The following is a 23,062-nucleotide window of genomic DNA, read 5'->3' as shown; positions in this document are numbered from 1 at the left end:
CCAAGCCTATCTTGCGGCGCGATGTCGCAAATCAGTTCATGTAGCGTGCGTTGCGTGACGGCACGGTCGGATTGTCCGCCGCCGACAATTCTGCAGGCGTGTCGGAAGGCTTCTCACGCAGAAGTGGGCGTGCCCGCTCGACGCGATTGCGCCCGGCTTCCTTCGCCGCGTAAAGCGCCTCGTCCGCGCGCGCGAGCAGCGCTTCCGGTTCGGCGGACCCGCAGATCGCCCCGATGGACAGGGTGACATGGAGCTCGGTGCCATCGGGCAGAATGAAGGGATCGGCGGCGATCGACTGCCGTAGTCGATCGGCGGCGATGAAGGCCTCGTCGTCGAGGCATTCCGGCAAAGCCACCAGAAATTCCTCGCCGCCGATGCGCGCAAGCAGGTCGCCTTCGCGAAGGTTGTTTCTGAGTCGCCTCGCCACTTGCTTGAGCACGGCATCGCCTGCCGGATGCCCGTATGTATCGTTCACCGACTTGAAGTGATCGATATCCATCAAAAGCATGCCGTAATTCCGCTCAGTATCCTCGATCTGAGAAAAAAGATCCTCGAGATACCGCATCGCGTAACGGCGATTGAAGAGCTCGGTCAGCGAATCGTGCACCGCCATCATCAGCGAAGCATCGAGACTCGCTCGTAGCATGTCGTCCTGCCGCTTCAGACGCAACTGGCGGTCGATCCTCAGCGCGATTTCCTCGACGCTGGCGTCGGTCCTGACGAGGTCACTCGCCCCCTGATCCAACGCGCGCGCACCGATCGGTCGATTGCCGGGGTCGTACTCGACCAGGATCGCCGCACGCCGGCGGGTGTTCGGTCGCGCGCGCAGTTCCGCCATCAGGGTCAGCATCTCGTCCGGATCGGGATCGTGACAGAGCAGGAATATCTCCGGCGCGCGTTCCGGATCGTCCGATGCGGCAATCGCCTCCTCAGGATTGAGGATATCGATCCTATGCAGCGATCGCTGCTTGATGCTGGCGGCAAGTCTCGCGGCATGATCTTGGTCGGTCGAAACGAGTGCAAGGCGCGCTGGCTTTCCGAAACCGGTTCCCGCATCCGAAAAGCCAAGATTTGCCGCGGTGACATTCCTGCGTCGAAGCTCGGATCGTGTCTCGTGGCTGCGCAGCAATGCACGCAAATTCGTGAGAAGCCAGGACCGCTCGACCGGCCGTGACAGGATCGCGGCTGCCCCGCCACGAATGGCCTCTGTGCGTGCACGGATCGCTCCGCTTTCCAGCATGACAACGATGGGTGGCATCGCCTCGCCCAGCTGTGCGGCTACGCGGGCGCAAAACTTGACGCAATCCATGTCCGGAACGCCCGCGTCGAGCAGGATGGCATCCGGCAATTGCTCTCGTATCGCATCAAGGGCTTCCCGTCCGGTCGACACTGCCGCAGTATCGTACCTGGCTCCGGACAGGATCGCCTTCAGCGCACTCCTGCTCGTAGCGGTCGATTCGACAATGAGGACCCTGCGTGACATTCAGCCCCTTGCTAGTCTCGTGCACCATGACGGTACGCGCTTATAATCGGTTCTTAAGCTTAACAAAGTCTTTCTTTTTTCGAGGGCCCTAATGCAGCGATCCCTTGCCTATTCGCGAGATGATGCCGAAACCATGGCGCTTGACGTTCTTGCTTGGCTGGCCTCCGAGGAGGATCTTCTCTCCGTGTTCATGGGAAGCACCGGAGTTTCCAAAGATGATTTCCCGCAAAGGTTGAAAGATAGTGAATTTCTTGGGGCTATTCTCGAATTTTTAATGATGGATGATGAGTGGATCAAGAGATACTGCAATGAGCGCGATCTGGATTATCGCGCGCCCGGCGCGGCACGCGCAGCTTTGCCCGGCGGAGAGCAGGTTCATTGGACCTGAATTCGAGACATCGATATTGCATTGAATTCGTCGAAGGCCGGGGGCCGATAACGATACTTTAAACTGACGGTTCTAGGGTCTTTCTCCGAAGGACGGGAGATTGACGATGCATGGTCTGGTCAACAGATCCATTCAGAACTTCGTACAGGACGTCTACGGCGTGCCGCTCTGGAGCGAGATTGCCACGCAGGCGGGGCTCGACGGCGATGGCTTCGAGGCCATGCTAACGTACGAAGACACGTTGACCTATGCCGTGATCGACATGGCATGTGCGCGTCTTAACAAGTCGCGATCCGATTTCCTCGAAGACCTCGGAACCTACCTGATCTCTCATCCGAATATGTGGCGCATCCGGCGTCTCTTGCGGTTCGGGGGGGCGGATCTCGTCGATTTTCTGGAATCGATCGGCGATCTTCCGGACCGTGCGCGCCTCGCCATTCCGGATTTCGAAGTCCCGACCTTGCGCGTCGAGGCGGTCGATCCGACGAATTACGTGATCGATTGTGAAAATGCCTGCGACGGGGTCGAGCATGTGATGCTTGGCTGCCTGCGTGCCATGGCCGATGATTACGGCGCGCTGGCGATCGTCCAGACCGTCGAACTGCCCCACCGTCCGAATGCCAGCGCAGTCGAGATCATGTTGCTCTCTACCAGCTTCGCGGCCGGCAACAGCTTCATGTTGACGGAGGGGCGGTGATGTACCGCCCGGGGTCTGTCGTCACCTTCGAGAGCGCTGCGGTCGACAGGATGCTGCCGATGCATCTGCGTTTCGATACGTCCGGGATCGTACGGCACGTGGCACCCGGCATGGCCAAGCTCGCCGGAGAGCGAACGCTGAAGGACCGGCCTCTGCTCGAGTGTTTCGAGATCACGCGACCGCGTGGAATTTCCTCCGCATGGGAACTTCGCAAACTGGAGCCTCCCAGGGTCAAGTTGCGGTTTCGCGAGGGACGTCCCGTCCGCCTTCGCGGCATGGCGCTTGCGCTTGGCGATGGGGAAGGCGGGGTTCTCAGTCTTGCGCTCGACCTCAGCGAACTGCGCGATCTCGGGGGCGCGGCGTTGACCACCGCCGATTTCAGTCCCACGGACATGACCGTCGACATGCTCTACCTGATGGAGGCGAACTCTGCCGCGATGGCCGAAACGCGCCGTCTCATTTCGCGACTCGATGGTGCCAAGACAGTCGCGGAGGCGCAGGCTTTCACAGATACGTTGACGGGTCTCGCCAATCGCCGTGCGCTGGAGCGGATCGTCAACCGTCTCGTGACGAGCGGTGATGCCTTCTCGCTCTGCAACATCGATCTCGATTATTTCAAGTCTGTGAACGACAGCTATGGGCACGCCGCCGGTGACCATGTGCTTCAGGTGGTCGCTGCGGCTCTGCGAAGCGCGACCCGTGCATCCGATACGGTGGCACGGGTCGGCGGGGACGAGTTCATCCTTGTCCTTCCGGGCATGACAGATCCCGACAGGATCGAGGAGATCGCCGTCCGGATCATCTCCGAGCTTCAGAGGCCGGTTCTCTTCGAGGGGCATTCCTGCCGGATTTCGGCAAGCGTCGGCACCGCAATCTCCACCTGCTACCGGTCGCCCGACCTCGACCAGATGGTGGTGGACGCCGACCGCGCGCTCTATGCCTCCAAGGCAGCAGGCCGGTCGCGTCACAGCATTTCAGGCGGCGAATGCGGTCAAGCAGCGAGCCGGGTGGTGGCACCCGGCGAATGACGGATGCCACCTCGGGGCTCGATCAGGACCCTGCGTCGATCCTCGCCGCCATGATCGCGATCGCCTGCTGATAGACGCTCGCCGCGTTCCATTCCTGAATTGCACGGAAATTTGGTTGCCCCTGCTGATAGCCAGCACCCGGTTGCCATCCCTTTTGACGCAGGAAATTCGCGGTAGAGGCGAGGGAATCGGTGATGTTGGTAAGGTCCACGCGACCATTCCCGTCTGCATCGACGCCATAGCGCAGTACGTTTCCCGGCAGGAACTGGGTATGCCCAACTTCGCCATGACGTGCGCCCTGCGTGCCCGGAGACAGCGCTCCGCGATCGACGAGTTTCAACGCCGCGAGGGCGTGCGGCGTGAAGAAATCGGATCGCCGGCAATCATAGGCGAGCGTCGAGATCGCCGAAACGACGTTGCTGTCGCCCATGAAGTTGCCAAAGCCGGTTTCCATCCCGTGGATGGCGATGATCACGCCCGCGGGCACACCGTACCGCTGTTCGAGCGAGGCGTAGAATGCCGGGTTGGCCGCGAGCCTTTGACGCCCTTGCGAGACTATGGTGTCAGCCCCGCGCACCTCCATGAAGCGCTCAAGCGAGTAGCTGAAGCTCTGCTGGTTGCGATCGGCATTGATCGTCGATTGCGCGTAGCGCGTGGCCGCGAGTGCCTGAAGGCCGCGTTGACCGACGCCTGCGGCTTGCGCCTCACGGGCGAACGCGGCCTTCCAGGTCTCGTATCCAGCCGCGGTGTTGCCGCAGGTCGCGGCCAACGCCAGGCCAGGCACCGTGACCAGCGCGGTCGCCAGCAATGCGGCCCTCATCCTGTTAACCATTATGTTTACTCCGGAATTTCATTCCGTTCGACGCTATCCCGTGCGAAGGTGAGCGCCAAGTCCCGCGCAGGTTGCAAGCCTGCATGCCGGCGACTTCGCGATCACGATCGCGCCATCGCCACCCATTCCCGCCTTCTTGCGATTGCGCTAGGGGTGGCGCATGACCGTTACCTTTTCAAACCTCGACGACTTCGCCGCAGATCGGTTCGATACGATCATCGATGTCCGCGCGCCTTCGGAGTTCGCCGAAGACCACGTGCCGGGTGCCATCAACCTGCCCGTTCTCGACGACGAGGAGCGCGCCCGCGTCGGCACCATCTACACGCGGCAGAGCCCGTTTCTCGCGCGCAAGATCGGTGCGGCGCTGGTCGCGCGCAACGCTGCATCCCATATCGAGGGGGCGCTTGCCGGTCACGACGGCGGGTGGCGTCCGCTCGTCTATTGCTGGCGCGGGGGGCAGAGGTCCAATTCCTTCGCCTCGATCCTGACGCAGATCGGCTGGCGCGTCGCTGTCGTCGATGGCGGCTATCGCACGTATCGCCGGCTGGTCCGCGATACGCTTTACGAAAGCCCGTTCCCCGCACGCGTGATCCTGCTCGATGGCTATACGGGCAGCGCCAAGACCGAGATCCTGCACAGAATCGCCGCGCGCGGCGGGCAGATCGCCGACCTCGAGGGCCTTGCCAATCATCGAGGATCGGTGTTCGGCGCAATGGGAGAGCAGCCTTCGCAGAAGGGGTTCGAGTCGCATCTCGCACAGGTGACGACACGTCTCGATCCCGACCGTCCGGTTCTCGTGGAGGCGGAGTCCAGCAAGGTCGGGCGAATGATCGTGCCGCCCGCGCTCTGGAGTGCCATGCAGAGCGCCCCGCGGATCAGGATCGAGGCACCGCGCCCGGCGCGCGCCCGCTACCTAACGCGCGCCTATGCCGATATCGTCGCCGATCCCGAACGGCTCGACCGGGTTCTCCTGTCACTCGTTCCCTTGCAGGGACATGATCGTATCGGCACGTGGCGCGACCTCGCCAAGCGTGGCGAGACGGAGAGGCTGGCCCTCGAATTGATGGAGCATCATTACGATCCGCGTTATGCCCGCAAGGACCGCGAAGCCGACCGCATCGTCGAGACGCAGAATCTCGATACCGAAGGTCTCGACCGCGTCGCGGACAGGATCATGGCAGAGCTCTCGACGATTTAGGTGAGTTCGATCACCGCTGCACCTGCCGTGACCGTGCCGATCCGCGCGGCGGGATAACCCGCCCGTTCAAGGCGGGCCAGCGTTTCTTCCGCTTCTTCGGGTGCGATTGCGGCCAAGAGCCCACCGGCCGTCTGCGGATCGAAGAGCAGTTCGTATACCGCCCCTTCGCCGAGTGTTTCCCGGGCGACCGCCTGACGGTTGGCCGCATGAAGCGTGGATCTCTGACCGCCCTGGAACAGCGCGATCGCACCGTCCATGGCAGGGATCCGTTTCGCGTCGAGCCGTGCGCCCGCCTGCGCGGCGCGCAGCATGCCCATAAGGTGACCGGCGAGGCCGAATCCCGTCACATCCGTCATCGCATGGGCGCGCGACAGGATCGACGCCGCCGCGATCTGCGGTGTTGCCATATGACGAAGTGCGGCCGCGAGATCGACGCCTCGGCACCTTCCCGCCATCGCACCTGCGAGGATCACGCCCGAGCCGAGCGGCTTCGTCAGTATCAGCGCGTCGCCCGGCCGTGCGCCGGCAAGCGTGATCGCCGGCCCGTCGAGCAAACCGGTCACGGCAAATCCCATCGCCATCTCCGCTCCGGTCGCGGTGTGCCCGCCGACGATCGCGGCCCCTGCGGCCGTTGCGACTGCCTCGACCGCGTCGGCCACCTCGGCAAGGGTCCGTGCCTCCATCTCCGGTGCGGCGCGGGGCAGGGTAAGAATCGGAAGGATCGCCTGCGGGCGGGCACCCATCGCCAGGCAATCGCCGATCGCGTGATGTGCCGCGATATGGGCCATCAGTCGCGGATCTGCCGATATGCCGCCGATCTGGTCAACGGTGATGGCCTGACGTACGCCGCCAGTCCGCAGGATCGCCGCGTCGTCGCCGATCCCGGTCTCGACGCCTTCCTGCAAATCTCGCGTCGGTCCCAGCGCGGTCTTCAGGATCTCGGGTCCGACCTTCGCGGCGCACCCGCCGCAGGGGATCTGCCGCGTCATGGCGCGTAGGCCTTCGGTATGGTGGCGCGGTGGGGGATCGGGCTCCATGACCGGAAGGTCGGACAACCGGCGCATGAACCTGCGGTCGATCCGATCCTTCCACCACCAGATGGCCCGACCGGACAATCGCAGGCCGAACTTGTCCGCCACGGCCGATTTCTCGCCAAGTGCGATAAGCTTGAGGTAATCGCTCTGCGGCCGAAAGCGGCGCAGCCGGCCGGCCCCCATCGACGCGCGCAGGTTGGCCCGAAGGATGGGGGCCTGCCGTACGGCAAAGACGCCTGCCTTGGGACGTGGCGCGAAGGTCATATGCGCGCAATCGCCGGCGGCGAAGATCGCCGGGTCCGAACTTCGCAGCTCCGCATCGACATCGATATATCCATCGCTGAGCGACAGACCCGTCCGGCCGATCCAGGCATGCGGTCGAGGTCCCGTGGCGGCCGTCACGAGCCGAGCGGGAATGTCGCCTCCATCTTTCAACACTACGTGGTGCGCGGTGATCTCGGCCACCTCCGCCTGTTCGATCAGCGTAACGTTCCGACGGACCAGCGCGGCTCGCAGCGCGTGCGCAGCCCCCTGACCCATGTCGTCGAATGCGCGTCCCCGGTCGATAAGGGTCACCGGTGCACCATCCGTGCCGTAGGACATCGCCATGGCAAGCTCCGCACCCGCCGGGCCGCCGCCGATGACCGCCTTCGGCGCGTTCCGGTCCGGTCCGGTCACATGCGCGGCCCAGAGACTGGCGAACCGGTCGAGCGGTTTCGCCGGTGCGCCGTATTCCGAGAAACCGGTAATCTCGGGCATGTCGGAATGGATGCCGATGTCGATCGAGGCGACGTCATAGGCCACTCGACGCGAACCGAGAAGTTGATCCTCGACCTCGATCTCTTTCGCCGCCCGATCGATGCCGGTGGCATGTCCGAGCACGATCCGCGCGCCTGCGAATTGGGCAAGCTTCATCAGATCGATGTCGAGCGTATCTCGGTCGTAATGCCCGGCGACGAAGCCCGGCAGCATTCCCGTATAAGGCGCGGTCGGCCCGGGATTGATCAATGTCAGCCGCGCACCTGGCAGCGGATCCATGCCCCAGCTCCTGAGGACGAGGGCATGTGCATGCCCGCCGCCGACCAGCACGAGATCCCGTGTCGCGGGCCAAATCTGTCGCATCTGCGTCTCCGATCACTGCCCCGGCTTGGCCCGGGTCGGTCCGTCAGGGCGCGAGCCACGTCCCCGCGAAACCGTTGTCGCGCGAGAAGAGCGCGCGACGATGTTCGGGCCCCAGATAGACGAAATCGAAGGATTGCACATGGCCCATAATCCGGGCGAGGCGATCAGGATCGGGGACCTTGTCATAAGCCGACGCGGCGGGAATGGGGGCACCCGTCGGTGGCGTGCCGCCATAATTCGTACGCGCACGATCCGAAAGGTCGGTCCAGATCGCGGCGGTGTCGGTATCGATTTCGGCCCGGATGCGCGCTCGGATCTGCATTTGCGCGTCTTCGTCCCAGAAAAGCAGCGTGGCCAGCGGATTGGCCCCGATTTCCGCCACCTTGGTCGAGGCCCGATCGACCTGCACCCCAAGCGTCGCATCAGACCTTCTTGCATGCCTCAGCACGAGCGTCCGAGCTTCCGCGCCGCCCCCGAGCCCCGTGGTCGCAAGAACGGCGCGGTGCATGGGGGCCGATGGATCATCGGCTGCCCGCTCGAGCGCGTCCCACCCGCGGGAAAGGAACGCGCCGAGATCGTCCGCCCAGGCGGGCACGTCGTCACTCATATCCCGTCATCTCCAGATAACCTTGTCCTGAATGGCTGCCTTCGATCGTGACCGGTCCCTCCCAGTAGGGGAAGGTCAGCGGCATCCACGCATTCGCGTTCAAGGCAGCGACCGTGACGTCGATGCCGCGTGGCGGCAGCCGCACTTGCCACCTGACGGGGATGTCGCGGCCTTCGATCTCGGTCTGCCCCATGGGTTCGGCCGAAAAAACGCCGTTCTCGAATGCCGTCGTCGTACCGTCCGCGCTGACATATGTCGCAGCCGTGAAATCCGGGCTCCCGCGCAGCCTGAAGCCCATCAGCTTGTCGCCGCCCTCGAGGTGGAGCGAGAACCAGTCCCATCCCTCCTGATCACCCGACAGGGGTTGAGACGACCATTCCCGATCGAGCCAAGCCAGACCCGTGACGGAAATCTCCCGACCCTCGAAACGCAGTGTCCCCGCAACTTCGTAGAAGGGCTGCGAATAATAGTGGCTCGCCTGGCCCGCGGCCGACTTCACCGAAAACCCGTTATTCCCCTGCAGAACGAAAGCCGCCTCGGTCGCCAGATCGAGCGTGAAGGCGAAATCCTCACCGGCAGCCTTCATCGTCACGTGGTCGAGGTCTGGTCCCGAAAGACGCCAATCGTCGATCCATGCATCGAACGGTTCGATCCCCGCACCGGCCTGACCGATACCTCCGCGGGCGAGGCGTTCGGCCGCGAAATGCCGGTCTGGCGTAGTGAGCGCCGCATGCCCCATCCAGGCTTGCGTCGTCGACCAGCCGCTTTGCTCGCTCGCGGGGGTGAGGGCAGAACGGAAAAGCGTCCATTGCACGCCATATGGCGTGCCGTCTGGCCCGTTCAGATTTGCGGTGACGTACCACCATTCGATCCGGAAGTCCGGGTGCGGCGCGTGATCGGCGGGAAAGCTCAGCTGCGTTTCGGGACGTGGCACGGCGAATTCGCCGGCGTGCCGACCCAGCCCCGCAAACCCCTGGCCGAAGGCCGGCCCCGCAACGAGGCCGAGCCCGGCCAGCGTCAGGACCCGGCGACGCGTGAGGCGACTAGCGTTCATTGGCAAACACCTTGAGCAGTTCCGTAGGCGGCATCCGCGCAAGACGGATCGCCGGTATGAGCGCCGCGAGCCCGGCCGCCAGAAGTGAGCAGAGACCGAGCCGAAGCCAGTCGAACGGAAAGACCTGCATGGGCAGCCGCCAGCCGAACGCCTCGACGTTGATGACGGCAAGCAGGACCCAGGCGAGGATCAGTCCGACGGGAACCGACAGCACGAAGGTCAGTCCCGCCAGAAGCAGTGCGCGTCCCAGCTCCAGCCGCCCGAGCGTCGCGCGCGTCAGTCCCAGCGCCCAGACCGGCGCAAGCTGCGGCTGACGCATCGTGGCGATCGTCAAAAGCGACGTGAGGATCGCGAGCGCCGCCACCGACAGCGTGAGCACGTTGAGCGCCGCGGTCACGGTGAATGTCCTTTCGAAGATCTCGAGCGAGAAACGCTTGATTTCGGCCTGGTCGGTCGCACCGGGGGCAGGGAGGGCGAAGCGCGCGTTGATCTCGTCGATCAGCGCGCCTGCCTCTCCCTGCGGTACGCGGATGCCGAAGCGTCGGTTCGGCGCATCGGGATAGAGTGCATCGAACCGTCCGAGCCCGACCATCACCTGACCGAGCGGATTGCCGTAATCGCTGTAGACGCCCGCGACCGGCGCGTCGGGCCAGCCGGGCAGGTCGAGCGTCGCGCCGGGCCAAAGCTCTTCCCGCCGGGCGAGCTGCTCGTTGACAAGGATCGCCTCGCCGGCGGCGATGCGTCCCCATACATCGGGTGCGGCGTCGATAAGGGGCCAGTTCTCGGAATAGGTCGGATGATCGGCCACGCCATAGATCTCGCCCGGCGCTCCGGCGAGATCGGCCTCGACTTCGCGGATGGGCAGGATCGCGTCGACATGCGGGCCGAGCCAGGTTCGCATCTCGGCCGCCTGTGCGTCGCTTTCGGCAGTGACGTAGATCTCCGAAGCGAGCCGCTGATCGAGCCAGCCTGTAAAGGTCGTCCGGAAAGAACTCACCATGGTCCCGACGCCTATATTCGCCGCGAGCGCCAGAAGCAGGGCCATGAGCGCGAGGCTCAGCCCCGGAAGCTGCTGCCGGGTGTCGGCCCAGAACCATTGCGCGATCGCACCGCGCGACGCGCCTGCAAAGGCTGCGAGGATCACGGTCAGCATGGGCGGAAGGAGCAGGGCCGCCCCGACCAAAAGTGCGCCCAGCATCGCGAAGCCGGCGACCAACCCACCCCCTGTGAAGCCGAGCGCGATCGCAACGGCGATCAGCAGGGCTGCCGCTAAAGCCTGCGTCCTTATCGTGCGATCCGATGCACGCGCCCAAGCCCGCGGTTGCGCCGGGGCGAGAAGCGGGAGATGCGCGATCTTCCAGAGCGTCCCCGCCGCCGCGACGGCCGTGCCAAGAACCGCGATGCCGAGCCCCGCGAGCCACCAGATCGGCCTGATCGAGAGCGTTCCGGGCACCTCGGCACCGTATAGCCCTCGCAGCGTGGCGGCCACATCGGGCAGCAGCAGGGTGGCAACGCCATAGCCCAGAGCCACGCCCATCGCACCCGCGACGAGCGCAAGGATCAGAAGCTCGCCCACGAGCAGCGCCAGAAGCGTTCGCGCATCCATCCCCAGCGCCCGAAGCGTACGAAAGACGCCGCGACGTTGTTCGAAGGCAAGACCGATCGCGCCGCGAACGATGAAAAGCCCGACGACGAAGCTTAAAAGCCCGAACGCCGTGAGATTGAGGTGGAAGGACGCGGTGAGCCGCGCGATATCACCGCCGCCGGCATCGGCACTCCGCCGTTCGAGATCCGGCGCGACGGCTTCGAGCGTCGGGGCACCGAGGCTCGGCTCCCCCGTCAGGATCAGCCGGTCGATCTGTCCCTCGCGACCGAGAAGACGTTGGGCGGTTCCGATATCGGCATAGGCGATCCCGGGGCCGATCCCCTCGGCCGCGACGCGCGGGGGCAATGTGTCCTCATCGGTGAGAGTGTCACGTGTCGCGGCGGAGACGAGCAGCTCCCCCGGCGGCGAGAGGAAGGTCGGATCGCCCCCGCGCTCCACGGCGGCCTCGGGCATGTCACCCCGAGGCAGGGTGAAGACGTCGATACCTATGACCCGAAGCGACCTGCCACCTGCCTTGACCGGCCCTTCGATGACGGGAGTGACCAGCCATCCGGCCCGCCGCAGCGTGACGAAGGCCGAATCGTCGATTGGCCCGCCGTCGCGCGAGGCGAGGAGGTCGCGCGACGGCCCGGCAAGCGTGCGCTCGGCCGCATCGTAGCTCGTGCGCGCTTCGGCGTTGATCGCCTGCACGCCAGACCAAAGCGCCGTCGCCGCAGCCAGTCCAAGCATCAACGTCAAAAGCTGGAACGGATGACGAAGCCAATGCGAGAGAAGCGCGTGGAGACCGGCCGCGATCATTCCGCGATACGCCCCGCCCGCAGATGCAGCCGGCGCTCCATCCGCGCGGCAAGGTGGCTGGAATGCGTGACGACCAGAAGCGACGCGCCCGTTTCCGCCACGAGGTCGAGCATCAGCGACAGGACCCGTTCGCCGCTTTCCTCGTCGAGGTTCCCCGTCGGCTCGTCCGCGAGGACGAGGCGCGGCTTCGCGGCCAGCGTCCTGCCGATCGCGACGCGCTGCTGCTGACCGCCGGACAATTGCTCGGGATATTTGGACGCATGCGCCTCGAGCCCGAGGCGACTGACAAGATCCGCGATCCACGCGCGATCAGGCCGACCGGCGAGCCGTGCCTGGAACGCGATGTTCGCCGCGACGTCGAGCGAAGGAATGAGGTTGAACTGCTGGAAGACCACCCCGATCTTGCCCCGCCTGAGCCGCGCCCGCGCACGATCGTCAAGCGTCGTGACATCCGTCCCGTCAAGCTCGACCGTTCCGCCGTCGGCCTTGTCGAGCCCTCCGACGATATGCAGGAGGGTCGATTTGCCCGAGCCGCTCTCTCCCGTCAGAGCCATCGTCCGACCGGCCCCGAGGGTCAGATCGACACCGCGCAGGACCGGAACCGGACCGTCCGCTCCCTCGTAGGATTTGCTGACGTCCTTCAGGTGAAGCACAGACGTTCCTCTCTTCGGCATGGTCCCGCACCTAGCGGGTGCCGTCCGACAGGGAAGGGGGTGCGTCAATCCATCTGGCACCATGTATCAGGCGCGACGGTCAGTTCGACTTGGCCTTGGGACGAAACGGAAGGGGCAGGATCGGTACGCCCTCGCGAAGGAGCGCGCGTGCCTCTCCCGGGGCGGCCTCGCCATAGATCGGACGGCTCGTTTCCTTGCCCTCGTGCATGGCGCGCGCACGTTGCGCGAAGTCCGCGCCGACATAGTCGGACTTTTCCTCCACCTCGCGCCGCAATCGCGCGATCGGATGTTCCGACCCGGCACCCAGCGACACTTCGCCCCCCGCTCCGAGACCGGGGGCCATCAGCGCCTTCTCGACATCGGTATCGCCGCATTCCGAACAGTTCACGCGGTCGCTCGCACGAAGCGTGTCATACGCCTCGCCGGATCTGAACCATGCCTCGAATTCGTGGCCGGCACTGCATTTAAGGGCGAAGCGGATCATTCCCGTAATTCCGAAACTTGCAACGTTCGTCTAAGTAGGTTCGGACGCTTCCATGGCCAAGGCTTCCCGCTTAGGTCAGAAGCATCTTCGGATCGAACCGCGCCAGCATTTGCTGCAATTCCGGCTCCTGCACCAGCCGCGCGGCCTTCTTCGGCGTGGCCCAGCGGCGCGTTCTCTCGGCCTTCTCTGGCCAGACCTTGTGGACCTTCTTCACCTTGATCGGAAAGACCGCGACCACGCAGGGCAGATCGTCTCCGTCCATCTCCTTGGTATAGGTGAAGATACCGAGGCATTGTTCGCTGACCGCCCCCTCGACGCCGGCCTCCTCGAAGGCTTCGGTCGCGGCGGCCATGGCGGGCGTCGCTCCCTCGATCGGCCACCCCTTCGGCACGATCCACCTGCGCGTTCGCCGGGTCGTCACCAGGGCGACCTGCAGCTTGCCGTTTCGCATCCGCCAGCAAAGCGCGCCGAACTGCGTCCTGACATCGCGCTTTCCCGCGGACATGAGGCGAAGGGGGCGGGCGGCTGGAAGGATCGAGTTCATGAGTTAGCTACAGGATACCGTTGGTTGTTTCGAATATGGCATGTGGCGGCGGAACCATCTGAAACCCATCTCGATCGAAAGACAATGACTTAGAGGTTAACGTTGACAGGAACCACGTGATCGATCGGGAAGGGAACGCATCGCCGGCGCGCTTCATCGGCTCCGAGATCTATCGCGGATCGAGTTACGGTGCGCTGCACCCGTTGCGCGTCCCGCGCGTCTCGACAGTGATGGATCTTTCGCGCGCGATGGGATGGTTGCCGCCCGAGCGATACCTGACCTCGCCCCGCGCGAAACCGACGGCCCTCGCGGCCTGGCACGATCCCGGTTATCTCGCGGTGTTGCAACGCGCCGAACGGGACGGCGAGGTCACGGCCGAGGAACGGGCCCGCCACGGGCTGGGCACCGCCTCCAACCCGATCTACCCCGAGGTGTTCCGCCGCCCCGCGACGGCCGCGGGCGGGTCGATCATGGCGGCAGGTCTGCTTGCCAGGGGCGGCACCATCTACAACCCTGGCGGTGGTACGCATCATGGACTGCCCGATCGGGCCAACGGATTCTGCTATCTCAACGATCCCTGCCTCGCCATCGTCGCGTTCCGTCGTCTCGGACTCGGGCGGATCGCCTATGTCGATATCGACGCACATCACTGCGATGGCGTGGTCCACGGGTTCGGGGATGATCCCGAGGTCCTGATCGTCTCGACCCACGAAGCGAAGCGGTGGCCTTTCACCGGCGCGATCGAGGATCGCGGTGCGGGCAATGTCTGGAATCTTCCGCTGCCACGCGGGGCGAACGACACCGACATGGACGCGGTCCTCGACGCGCTGATCCTGCCCAGGATCGAGGCATTCGCGCCCGACGCACTGATCGTGCAATGCGGGGCCGACGCCGTGCTCGAGGATCCGCTCTCGCGGCTCGCGATGTCGAACAACGCCCACTGGGCCGTCATCCGCGCGCTTCGCGGCATGTCCCCACGGCTGCTCGTCCTCGGCGGCGGGGGTTACAATCCGTGGTCGGTCGGCCGGCTCTGGTCGGGCGTCTGGGCGACGCTTGCGGAATGCGAAATCCCGGACCGTCTGCCGCCTGCGGCCGCAGCGGTTCTGCGCGGCCTCGAATTCCGGGGCAACCGCCTCGGCCGCAATCCGCCCGAACACTGGTTCACGACGCTCAGGGATGCGCCGCGGCCAGGTGCGATCTCCGAAGAGGTCGCATCGGGCCTGTCGCAACTCGCCAGGCGTGCGCCCCGCTGGGTTTGATCCGCAAAAGAAAAGGGCCCCTCGAAAGGGGCCCGGTCTGTTCCGGCAGGATCAGCGGTTCTCGACGTCGACATAGTCCCGAACCGTCTCGCCCATATAGAGCTGACGCGGACGGCCGATCTTGAGCTGCGGATCGCTGATCTGCTCTTTCCACTGCGAGATCCATCCGACGGTGCGCGCCACGGCGAAGATCGGCGTGAACATCGACTGCGGGAAGCCCATCGCGTCGAGGATGATGCCCGAATAGAAATCGACATTCGGGAACAGCTTCTTCTCGCGGAAATAATCGTCCTCGAGTGCGATCCGTTCGAGTTCCTTCGCGGTCTGGAGCGTCGGATTGTTCTCGATCCCAAGCAGGTCGAGCACCTCGTCCGCAGACTGCTTCATCACCTGCGCCCGCGGGTCGTGGTTCTTGTAGACGCGATGGCCGAACCCCATCAGGCGGAAAGGATCGTTCTTGTCCTTGGCGCGCTCGATATATTCCGGGATCTGGTCGGGCGTTCCGATCTCGCGCAGCATCTCGAGGCAGGCCTGGTTCGCGCCGCCATGGGCCGGACCCCAGAGGCAGGCGATGCCGGCCGCGATGCAGGCGAAGGGGTTCGCGCCCGACGACGAGGCCAACCGTACGGTCGAGGTCGACGCATTCTGCTCGTGATCCGCGTGCAGCGTGAAGATCCGGTCCATCGCACGGCTCAGGATCGGGTTCACGACGTAATCCTCGGCCGGAACCGAGAAGCACATCCGCAGGAAGTTCGACGAATAGTCGAGGTCGTTGCGCGGATAGACGAACGGCTGACCGACAGAATACTTGTAGGCCCAGGCGGCGATCGTCGGCATCTTGGCGATCAGCCGGATCGACGCGACCTCGCGCTGCCAGGAATCGTGGATATCCGTGCTGTCGTGATAGAAGGCGGACATCGCGCCGACGACGCCGACCATGACGGCCATCGGATGCGCGTCACGGCGGAAGCCGCGGAAGAAGTTCATCATCTGCTCGTGCAGCATCGTGTGCTGCGTCACGCGATGCTCGAAATCCTCGAGCTGGGTCGCGTTCGGCAGATCGCCGTAGAGCAGGAGATAGCAGACCTCGAGGAAATGCGATTTTTCGGCCAGCTGGTCGATCGGATAGCCGCGGTGCAGCAACTCGCCCTTGTTGCCATCGATGAAGGTGATCGTGCTGTCGCAGGACGCGGTCGAGGTGAAACCCGGATCGTAGGTAAAGACGCCCGCTTCCGCATAGAGCTTGCGGATGTCGATGACGTCGGGACCTGCCGTCGGGCTCAGAATGGGCAGTTCCACCTCGGTCTCGCCGAAGGTCAGCTTTGCGGTCTTGTTGTCGTCGGCCAATGCCTGTCTCCCTTGCTTTGCCGGGCGGGAAGCGCTTGGCGCGTCGCGCTCAACCAGTGCTTTCCGGGGTCTCGATCCCGGGTGCCATAGCATCCCCGAGACGCGCCAAAGTCTCGTCGCGTCCAAGAATTGCCATCATGTCAAAAACGCTCGGTGTCGCCGTGCGTCCAGCGAGCGAAGCCCTGAGCGGTCCGGCGATCTTGCCAAGCCCGACTCCTTTTCCCTCGGCGGTCTGGGCTGCAACCGCTTCAAGGGCGTCGCGGTTCCAGCTAACAGTTTGCAGGTGCGGCGTCAATTCGCGCAGCACCTCGAGCCCGGCCTCGTCGAGGGCCTTGCGCGCCTTGGGTTCCACCTCGACAGGACGGGTGACGAGCGCGAAATGCGCTTTCTCGACCAGGTCCGGAAATGTCTTCGCCGCCGATTTGACGAGCGGCAGGGCAGGGCGCAGCGCATCCTCCCCCGGCTGGCTCAGCTCCGGCAGACCGGCCGCCGATTGCCAGGCGCGCAATCCCGTAATGATCTCGTCCTCGTCGAGCATCGCCATGTGACGGCCGGAGATATGGTCGAGCTTCTTGAAGTCGAGCCGTGCCGGGGACTTGCCGATGCCGCCGAGGTCGAACCATTCGCGCGCCTCGTCGGTCGTGAAGACCTCGTCGTCGCCATGCGCCCATCCGAGCCGGGTGAGGTAGTTGCGCATCGCCGCCGCCGGATAGCCCATCGCCGCATATTCCTCGACGCCGAGCGCACCGTGCCGCTTGCTGAGCTTCTTGCCGTCCTCGCCGTGGATCAGCGGGATATGCGACCAGATCGGCACGTCCCACCCCATCGCACGATAGACGAGCATCTGGCGCGCCGTGTTGTTCAGGTGATCGTCCCCGCGGATCACGTGGGTCACGCCCATGTCGTGATCGTCGACCACGACGGCCAGCATGTAGGTCGGGCTGCCGTCCGATCGCAGGCAGATCATGTCGTCGAGCTGATCGTTGCGGATGACGACGCGGCCCTGCACCTCGTCCTCGATCACCGTCTCGCCGTCGAGCGGAGCCTTCACGCGAACGACGTATGGGGCATCGGGATGATCGGAGGGATCGGCATCGCGCCAGGGCGAATGGAAAAGCGTGCTGCGCCCCTCGGCCCGCGCGGCCTCCCGGTACGCCTCGATCTCCTCCTGCGAGGAGAAGCACCTGTAGGCGGTCCCGGCCTCCAGCATCTCACGCGCGACGTCGGCATGACGCTCGGCGCGGGAGGCCTGGCTCACCGCATCGCCGTCCCAGTCGAGTCCGAGCCAGCGCAGCCCCGCAAAGATCGCCTGCGTCGCCTCGTTCGAGGACCGCGCCCTGTCGGTATCCTCGATCCGGAGGAGGAACTTCCCGCCACGTCCGCGGGCATAGAGCCAGTTGAACAATGCCGTCCGCGCCCCGCCGATATGCAGAAACCCCGTGGGCGACGGGGCGAAGCGTGTGACGACATGCCCGCGATCCTGGGACGCGTTAACCATTGGGAAACCATTTCAGCAGCAAACTCGCGGCGGTGTAATCAATCGATGCCGGGAGAACAAGGGTGGCCACGGGCACGTTCGCCCGCCTGAGCGGGGCGCTCGCTCTCGACGCGCAGCGGGGCGATCTCGTCCTGTGGGTGCCCGTCTGCCTGGGCATCGGCATCGGTCTCTATTTCGCGCTTCCGGTGGAGCCTTCCCGAACGGCATGGATCGCTCTCGGATCCGCGCTTGCCGCCGCATTCATCGCATTGGGGCTCGGTGCCTGGCGCTGGCCGATCTTCGCGGGGCTGTTCCTCGTCATGGCGGGGCTCGCGCTTGCGGGGATCAGGAACCATCAGGTCGCGGGGCCGGTCCTCGATTGGCGGTATTACGGCGCGGTCGAGGGGCGCGTGATCGAGATCGACAGATCGGCCTCCGACATGCCGCGACTGACCCTCGACCGGGTCGTGCTCGAGCGCGTCTCGGCCGACAGGACACCGCATCGCGTCCGCATCTCGCTGCACGGGGCGCAGGACTGGCTCGACCCGCATCCGGGCCAGCGCATCATGGTCACAGCACATCTGTCGCAGCCTCAGGGGCCGGTCGAACCCGGAGGCTTCGATTTCCAGCGGATGGCCTGGTTCGAGGGGCTGGGCGCGGTCGGCTATGCCCGCACGCCAGCCCTTCTGGTGGCCGAAGGCGGAAGCGCGCGGCCCATCGGCCGTCTTCGGACGGCAATTTCCGCCTATGTCCTCTCCATCCTGCCCGGCGAGGCCGGTGCCTTCGCGGCCGCAATCACGACCGGCGATCGTTCCGCCATGGGGGCGGGCACGCTCGAGGCGCTCAGGGCCTCGAACCTCGCGCATCTCCTCGCGATTTCCGGCCTTCACATGGGGCTCCTGACCGGGGTGGCCTTCGCGGCCCTCAGGATGGCGCTGGTCCTCGTGCCGGGGCTCGCCCTCACGCGGCCGGTCAAGAAATACGCCGCGCTGGGCGCCCTCGCGGCGGGAGCATTCTATCTCGCGCTTTCGGGTGGCAACGTCGCGACGCAGCGCGCCTTCATCATGGCGGCCGTAATGCTGATCGCGATCTGTCTCGATCGAAGGGCGGTCACGCTCCGCGCGGTGGCGGTTTCGGCCACGATCGTCCTGCTGCTTCGTCCCGAAGCCGTGACCGAACCCGGTTTCCAGATGTCATTCGCCGCGACCACGGCCCTCGTCGCGGTGTTCCGCCTGTTCCGGGATCGCGGCCCGGTTCGGCGGTCGCGCTGGCTCGCCCCGATCGTGGGGGTGCTGATGTCGTCCGCGATCGCAGGCGCCGCGACCGCGCCCTACGGGGCCGCGCATTTCAACCAGGTCTCGCATTACGGGCTGCTCGCGAACATGCTCGCCGTCCCCCTGATGGGGGCGGTGGTCATGCCCGCCGCGCTTCTCGCGGCCTGCCTCGCACCGCTGGGGCTTGCCTGGATCGGGCTCTGGATCATGAAGCCTGCGGTCGATTGGATTATGTTCGTCGCCCATCGGGTGGCCGACCTTCCGCATTCCGTCTCGCACGTGCCTTCGGCCCCGCCGGCCTTCCTTCCGGTCTTCACGCTCGGGATGCTGTTCCTGATCCTCTGGCGGGGACGCGGGCGCTGGGCAGGGGCGGGGGTGGCGGCCATCGCCGCCACGATCTGGGTGTTGGCGGACCGTCCCGACATCCTGATCGCGCCGTCCGGCGGCCTCGTGGGCGTCCTGCGGGAGGAAGGGCGCGCCCTCACCAAGGCGCGCGGCGATGGCTTTGCCGCCCGTGTCTGGCTCGAGAATGACGGCAATACGCCCGATCAGGAAAGCGCCGCGGCCCGAATGAACGTCGATGGGGGGACCGCGATCGTCGATCATGGCGGTCTCGAACTCGTCCAGGTGATGGGACGCGGGGCGAGCGAGCGCGCCGTCGAATTCTGCAGACGCGCCGATATCGTCGTGACGACGACCGATGCCGATCTCGCCGGCGGGCCGTGTCTCATGCTCAACGCTCCGACGCTACGCCGGACGGGCGCGCTGTCGATCCGCGTCGATCGAAATGCGGCACGGCTGACCTCCGCGCGCATCGTATCGGGACGACGCCCCTGGAACGGGGGTGCCAGCTGGCCGGAAAGCCTTCCGGATCTGCCGATCGGTGCGCGGTTCAGCCTCGCCGCGGATCAGTAGGTTCGGATGAGACCGACAAGCCTGCCCTGAACCTTCACCTTGTCCTCGGGATAGATCCGGGTTTCGTAGGCCGGGTTCGCCGCCTCCAGCGACACGCTCCCGCGCGCACGGCGGATCCGCTTCAACGTCGCCTCCTGCCCATCGACGAGCGCCACGACGATGTCGCCGTCATCGGCCACGCTCGTCTCGCGGATCACGACGATGTCGCGGTCGTTGATGCCTGCATCGATCATCGAATCGCCTTTGACTTCCAGCGCATAGTGGGTGCCGGTGCCGGAGAGCATCTGGCTCGGAACGGCGACGTTGTGCGATACTTCGGAAATGGCCTCGATCGGGACGCCCGCAGCGATACGCCCCATGACCGGAAGATCCACCGCCGATACCTGCACGTCGCGTGCACCGGGTGGCGGCCCCTGATCGGGGCGATCGCCGTCGATCACCTCGGGCTGGAATCCGCGCCGTCCGGCCCCCTCGGCTTCGAGCGATTCGGGAAGCTTGACGATCTCGATGGCACGTGCGCGATGGGCGAGCCGGCGGATGAATCCACGCTCCTCCAGCGCGGTGATCAACCGGTGAATTCCCGACTTCGACCGCAGGTCGAGCGCCGCCTTCATCTCGTCGAAGGAGGGGGGGACCCCGTCGCGCTGTACGTGCTTGTTAATGAAAGTCAACAATTCCAGTTGTTTGCGCGTCAACATGCTGCCCGATTTCCTTCGCGATCGTCTTTATTGTTCACAGAATGTTCTAGGTGCGTTCGCAGGAGGTGTCAACGCTTTCAGATCGCAATGAAATTTACGATATCTCCGGCGCGATGCGGTCCCTCGTTCGGCTCCCGCACCAGCAACGCGTTCGAGCGCGTCAGGATGCCCAGCATCGCACTGTCCTGACTGTCGGCGACGCGTATCCCGTTCGCGTCCAGGGTTGCGCGCATGTAATGCTCGCGCGGACCGTTGGCGGCAAGGTCATGGGCAAGCCGGGCCTGCGCACGGGGCGCAGGTCGCGCGGGACGCCCCAGCATCACCTCGAGCGCGGGGCGCACGAACACCTCTCCGCAAACGAGGCTTGAGACCGGATTTCCCGGCAGACCGATCATCGGGATCCCGTCGAGCCGTCCGGCCATGAGGGGTTTGCCCGGTCGCATCGCGACCTTGTAGAATGACCGCTCCATGCCCCTATCGGCGGCGACCTTTCCGACGAGATCGTGATCGCCCACCGACGCACCGCCGATCGTTACGATCAGATCGCACCCCCTCGCGAGGTCGAAGGTCGCGGCAAGCGATGCCTCGTTGTCGCTTGCGATGGGCAGAAGCCGCGCGATGCCGCCCGATCGCTCGACCATAGCTGCCAGTCCCAGGTGGTTCGACGCGACGATCTGGTCAGGGCCGGGCAGATCGCCGGGTGCGACGAGTTCGTTTCCGGTCGCGATGATCGCGACTTCCGGCCGTCGCGCGACGCGGATCGTGCCATGCCCCATCGCCGCGACAAGCGCGAGATCGACGGGCCGGAGAGGCTGATCGAAGGCGATGCTCTGGCCTTTCGCGAAATCTCCACCCGCCGGACGGATGTGACGGCCGGCCCTGGGTAGGTCATCGAGGGTGATCGTGAGGTTTCGCCGCGAAACCTCCTCCTGCAGGATCACCCTGACTGCGCCGCGTGGAACGGGAGCTCCGGTGAAGATGCGGACAGCCTGACCGGGACCGACGGAGCCGTCATAGCGGTGTCCCGCCGCGCTTTCGCCGATCACTTCGAAGCTCTCGCCAAGCACGGGAGTATCGGCTGCGATGGCATAGCCGTCCATGGCCGAGGCGTCGAAGGGCGGCTGGCTCAGTCGGGCGGCGACCTCTTCGGTGGCGATCCGCCCCGATGCATGGCGGAGGGGGATATCCTCGGTGCCGAGAAAGGAAACCAGTCCGAAGATCCGGTCGAGCGCTTCGGCGACGCTGATCAAGCCTGAGCCTCGAACCGACCGGACTTGCCGCCATCCTTGAAGACGACCCTGATGCCGCCGATCTCCATGTCCTTCTGGAGGGCCTTCACCATGTCGTAGACGGTGAGGCAGGCGGTCGAGACGGCGGTCAGCGCCTCCATCTCCACGCCGGTCTGCCCGTTGGTCCGTACGAGCGCCGAGATGCGGATGCCGGGCAGGTCATCGTCCGGCTCGAGCTCGATCGCGACCTTGGCAATAGGCAGCGGATGGCAGAGCGGGATGAGGTCCGAGGTCTTCTTGGCCCCCATGATGCCGGCAAGGCGGGCGATGCTGAGAACATCGCCCTTTCTGGCGCGACCCTCGACGATGGCGGTCAGTGTTTCGGGGGACATGCGGATCCAGCCAACGGCGCGCGCTTCGCGGGCTGTGACGTCCTTGCCGGAGACATCGACCATGTGGGCGTTTCCGTCGTTATCGAAATGACTGAACGTCATCAGCGGCCTGCGGGCATCAATGGATCCGACAGGATGTCGCGGGTGGCAAGCGCCACGTCGTCCTGACGCATCAGGCTTTCACCGATGAGGAAGGCACGCGCGCCGAACCGGGCGAGATCGGCCAGGTCCTCGCGCGTGGAGAGGCCGGATTCCGCGACGATGACTCGATCGGCCTCGATCCGGCGGGCGAGATCGCGCGTGACGTCCAGCGACGTCTCGAAGGTGTTGAGATCGCGGTTGTTGACGCCGATGAGGGGCGACTGGAGCAGCTGCGCGCGGTCGAGCTCCTCTGCGGTATGCACCTCGATCAGGGCATCCATCTTCCAGTCCCGTGCCGCCGCCTCGATCTCGGCGGCCTGACCGTCCTCGAGGCTGGCCATGATGATGAGAATGCAATCGGCACCGAGGCTGCGTGCCTCGGCGACCTGCCAGGGATCGTAGATGAAATCCTTGCGCAGGACCGGCAGATCGCAGGCCTCGCGCGCGGCGACGAGGTAATCCTCGTGGCCCTGGAAGCTGGGGCTGTCGGTCAGGACCGACAGGCAGCACGCCCCGCCATCCGCATAGGCCTGCGCGAGGGCCGCGGGGTCGAAATCGTTGCGGATGAGCCCCTTGGAGGGGCTGGCCTTCTTGATTTCGGCGATGAGGGCGTAGCCTTCGCGGGAGGAATAGGCCAGTGCATCGGCGAAGGGCCGGACCGCCGGGGCATCGCGCGCGGCGGCGTCGATCTCGGCCTGGTCGCGTGCTCCCTTGCGCTCAGCGATCTCTTCGAGCTTGTAGGCTTTGATCTTGTCGAGAATTGTGGCCATGTCGGGGACTT

The 23,062-nt window shown here is 65.2% G+C and carries 21 protein-coding genes; 6 read left to right on the top strand and 15 right to left on the bottom strand.

What is annotated here, in order from left to right:
* Positions 1 to 31 precede the first annotated feature (31 nt).
* A complete protein-coding gene (locus RVY76_RS08225) occupies positions 32 to 1,483 on the bottom strand; it encodes a diguanylate cyclase (RefSeq protein ID WP_317373399.1) in 1,452 nt (483 codons plus the stop codon).
* A gap of 91 nt (positions 1,484 to 1,574) precedes the next feature.
* Between RVY76_RS08225 and RVY76_RS08220 the strand changes: the two genes are divergently transcribed.
* The 3 genes from RVY76_RS08220 (at position 1,575) to RVY76_RS08210 (ending at position 3,596) form a co-directional block, all read left to right on the top strand.
* Positions 1,575 to 1,871, top strand: coding sequence for a DUF3572 domain-containing protein (locus RVY76_RS08220; RefSeq protein WP_317373398.1), 297 nt, complete (start codon positions 1,575 to 1,577; stop codon positions 1,869 to 1,871).
* A gap of 106 nt (positions 1,872 to 1,977) precedes the next feature.
* Complete coding sequence (locus tag RVY76_RS08215; RefSeq protein ID WP_317376734.1) at positions 1,978 to 2,568, top strand: heme NO-binding domain-containing protein; 591 nt, start codon at positions 1,978 to 1,980, stop codon at positions 2,566 to 2,568.
* Positions 2,568 to 3,596: a diguanylate cyclase domain-containing protein gene (locus RVY76_RS08210; protein ID WP_317373397.1), complete on the top strand. Its 1,029-nt coding sequence runs from the start codon at positions 2,568 to 2,570 to the stop codon at positions 3,594 to 3,596. Before RVY76_RS08215 ends, RVY76_RS08210 begins: the two co-directional genes overlap by 1 nt.
* A 22-nt stretch (positions 3,597 to 3,618) precedes the next feature.
* Here RVY76_RS08210 and RVY76_RS08205 read toward each other — a convergent pair whose 3' ends face one another.
* Complete coding sequence (locus RVY76_RS08205; protein WP_317373396.1) at positions 3,619 to 4,428, bottom strand: lytic murein transglycosylase; 810 nt, start codon at positions 4,426 to 4,428, stop codon at positions 3,619 to 3,621.
* 160 nt (positions 4,429 to 4,588) lie between these two features.
* On the opposite strand from RVY76_RS08205, the gene mnmH reads away from it, so the two are divergent.
* Positions 4,589 to 5,626: a tRNA 2-selenouridine(34) synthase MnmH gene (gene mnmH / locus RVY76_RS08200; protein ID WP_317373395.1), complete on the top strand. Its 1,038-nt coding sequence runs from the start codon at positions 4,589 to 4,591 to the stop codon at positions 5,624 to 5,626.
* Here the strand turns inward: mnmH and selD are convergent.
* The 7 genes from selD to RVY76_RS08165 all read right to left on the bottom strand — a co-directional run bounded on the left by selD (position 5,623) and on the right by RVY76_RS08165 (position 13,549).
* Positions 5,623 to 7,782 carry a selenide, water dikinase SelD gene (gene selD, locus RVY76_RS08195; RefSeq protein ID WP_317373394.1) on the bottom strand — a complete coding sequence of 720 codons (2,160 nt, stop codon included), beginning with the start codon at positions 7,780 to 7,782 and terminating at the stop codon, positions 5,623 to 5,625. The two genes, mnmH and selD, sit on opposite strands and share 4 nt — an antisense overlap.
* Before the next feature lie 43 nt (positions 7,783 to 7,825).
* Positions 7,826 to 8,389: a pyridoxamine 5'-phosphate oxidase family protein gene (locus tag RVY76_RS08190; RefSeq protein WP_317373393.1), complete on the bottom strand. Its 564-nt coding sequence runs from the start codon at positions 8,387 to 8,389 to the stop codon at positions 7,826 to 7,828.
* Positions 8,382 to 9,443: a lipocalin-like domain-containing protein gene (locus tag RVY76_RS08185; protein WP_317373392.1), complete on the bottom strand. Its 1,062-nt coding sequence runs from the start codon at positions 9,441 to 9,443 to the stop codon at positions 8,382 to 8,384. The genes RVY76_RS08190 and RVY76_RS08185 overlap by 8 nt, the downstream gene beginning before the upstream one ends.
* Positions 9,433 to 11,847 carry an ABC transporter permease gene (locus tag RVY76_RS08180; RefSeq protein ID WP_317373391.1) on the bottom strand — a complete coding sequence of 805 codons (2,415 nt, stop codon included), beginning with the start codon at positions 11,845 to 11,847 and terminating at the stop codon, positions 9,433 to 9,435. Before RVY76_RS08180 ends, RVY76_RS08185 begins: the two co-directional genes overlap by 11 nt.
* The gene (locus RVY76_RS08175) at positions 11,844 to 12,521 is read right to left on the bottom strand and encodes an ABC transporter ATP-binding protein (protein WP_317373390.1); all 678 of its coding nucleotides are present in this window, start codon (positions 12,519 to 12,521) and stop codon (positions 11,844 to 11,846) included. The genes RVY76_RS08180 and RVY76_RS08175 overlap by 4 nt, the downstream gene beginning before the upstream one ends.
* A gap of 79 nt (positions 12,522 to 12,600) precedes the next feature.
* A complete protein-coding gene (locus RVY76_RS08170; RefSeq protein WP_317373389.1) occupies positions 12,601 to 13,005 on the bottom strand; it encodes a DUF1178 family protein in 405 nt (134 codons plus the stop codon).
* Between the two features lie 70 nt (positions 13,006 to 13,075).
* Positions 13,076 to 13,549, bottom strand: a complete 474-nt coding sequence (locus tag RVY76_RS08165) for an NUDIX hydrolase (protein WP_317373388.1) — start codon at positions 13,547 to 13,549, stop codon at positions 13,076 to 13,078.
* A 116-nt stretch (positions 13,550 to 13,665) separates the two neighbouring features.
* On the opposite strand from RVY76_RS08165, the gene RVY76_RS08160 reads away from it, so the two are divergent.
* The gene (locus RVY76_RS08160; RefSeq protein WP_317373387.1) at positions 13,666 to 14,808 is read left to right on the top strand and encodes an acetoin utilization protein AcuC; all 1,143 of its coding nucleotides are present in this window, start codon (positions 13,666 to 13,668) and stop codon (positions 14,806 to 14,808) included.
* Positions 14,809 to 14,859: 51 nt separating this feature from the next.
* Here the strand turns inward: RVY76_RS08160 and gltA are convergent, their stop codons facing one another.
* Together gltA and gltX are read right to left on the bottom strand one after the other, a co-directional pair.
* Positions 14,860 to 16,155: a citrate synthase gene (gltA, locus tag RVY76_RS08155; protein ID WP_317373386.1), complete on the bottom strand. Its 1,296-nt coding sequence runs from the start codon at positions 16,153 to 16,155 to the stop codon at positions 14,860 to 14,862.
* A 49-nt stretch (positions 16,156 to 16,204) separates the two neighbouring features.
* On the bottom strand, positions 16,205 to 17,653 hold the full coding sequence (gltX, locus tag RVY76_RS08150) for a glutamate--tRNA ligase (RefSeq protein WP_317373385.1): 1,449 nt from the start codon (positions 17,651 to 17,653) through the stop codon (positions 16,205 to 16,207).
* 62 nt (positions 17,654 to 17,715) lie between these two features.
* Between gltX and RVY76_RS08145 the strand changes: the two genes are divergently transcribed.
* Entirely contained in the window at positions 17,716 to 19,821 is a 2,106-nt protein-coding gene (locus RVY76_RS08145) for a ComEC/Rec2 family competence protein (RefSeq protein ID WP_317373384.1), read from the top strand.
* Here the strand turns inward: RVY76_RS08145 and lexA are convergent.
* The 4 genes from lexA to trpC all read right to left on the bottom strand — a co-directional run bounded on the left by lexA (position 19,815) and on the right by trpC (position 23,051).
* The gene (gene lexA, locus RVY76_RS08140) at positions 19,815 to 20,519 is read right to left on the bottom strand and encodes a transcriptional repressor LexA (protein WP_317373383.1); all 705 of its coding nucleotides are present in this window, start codon (positions 20,517 to 20,519) and stop codon (positions 19,815 to 19,817) included. The genes RVY76_RS08145 and lexA overlap by 7 nt on opposite strands.
* Before the next feature lie 77 nt (positions 20,520 to 20,596).
* Positions 20,597 to 21,769 (bottom strand): gephyrin-like molybdotransferase Glp, encoded by a 1,173-nt coding sequence (gene glp, locus RVY76_RS08135; protein ID WP_317373382.1) that lies wholly within the window; start codon positions 21,767 to 21,769, stop codon positions 20,597 to 20,599.
* Positions 21,766 to 22,242 carry a cyclic pyranopterin monophosphate synthase MoaC gene (gene moaC / locus RVY76_RS08130; RefSeq protein WP_317373381.1) on the bottom strand — a complete coding sequence of 159 codons (477 nt, stop codon included), beginning with the start codon at positions 22,240 to 22,242 and terminating at the stop codon, positions 21,766 to 21,768. The genes glp and moaC overlap by 4 nt, the downstream gene beginning before the upstream one ends.
* Complete coding sequence (gene trpC / locus RVY76_RS08125) at positions 22,242 to 23,051, bottom strand: indole-3-glycerol phosphate synthase TrpC (protein ID WP_317373379.1); 810 nt, start codon at positions 23,049 to 23,051, stop codon at positions 22,242 to 22,244. Before trpC ends, moaC begins: the two co-directional genes overlap by 1 nt.
* Positions 23,052 to 23,062 lie beyond the last annotated feature (11 nt).

Origin of the sequence: Palleronia sp. LCG004 (genome assembly GCF_032931615.1) — a bacterium.
GTDB lineage: Bacteria > Pseudomonadota > Alphaproteobacteria > Rhodobacterales > Rhodobacteraceae > Palleronia.
This window is presented reverse-complemented; position numbering and strand designations above follow the sequence as displayed.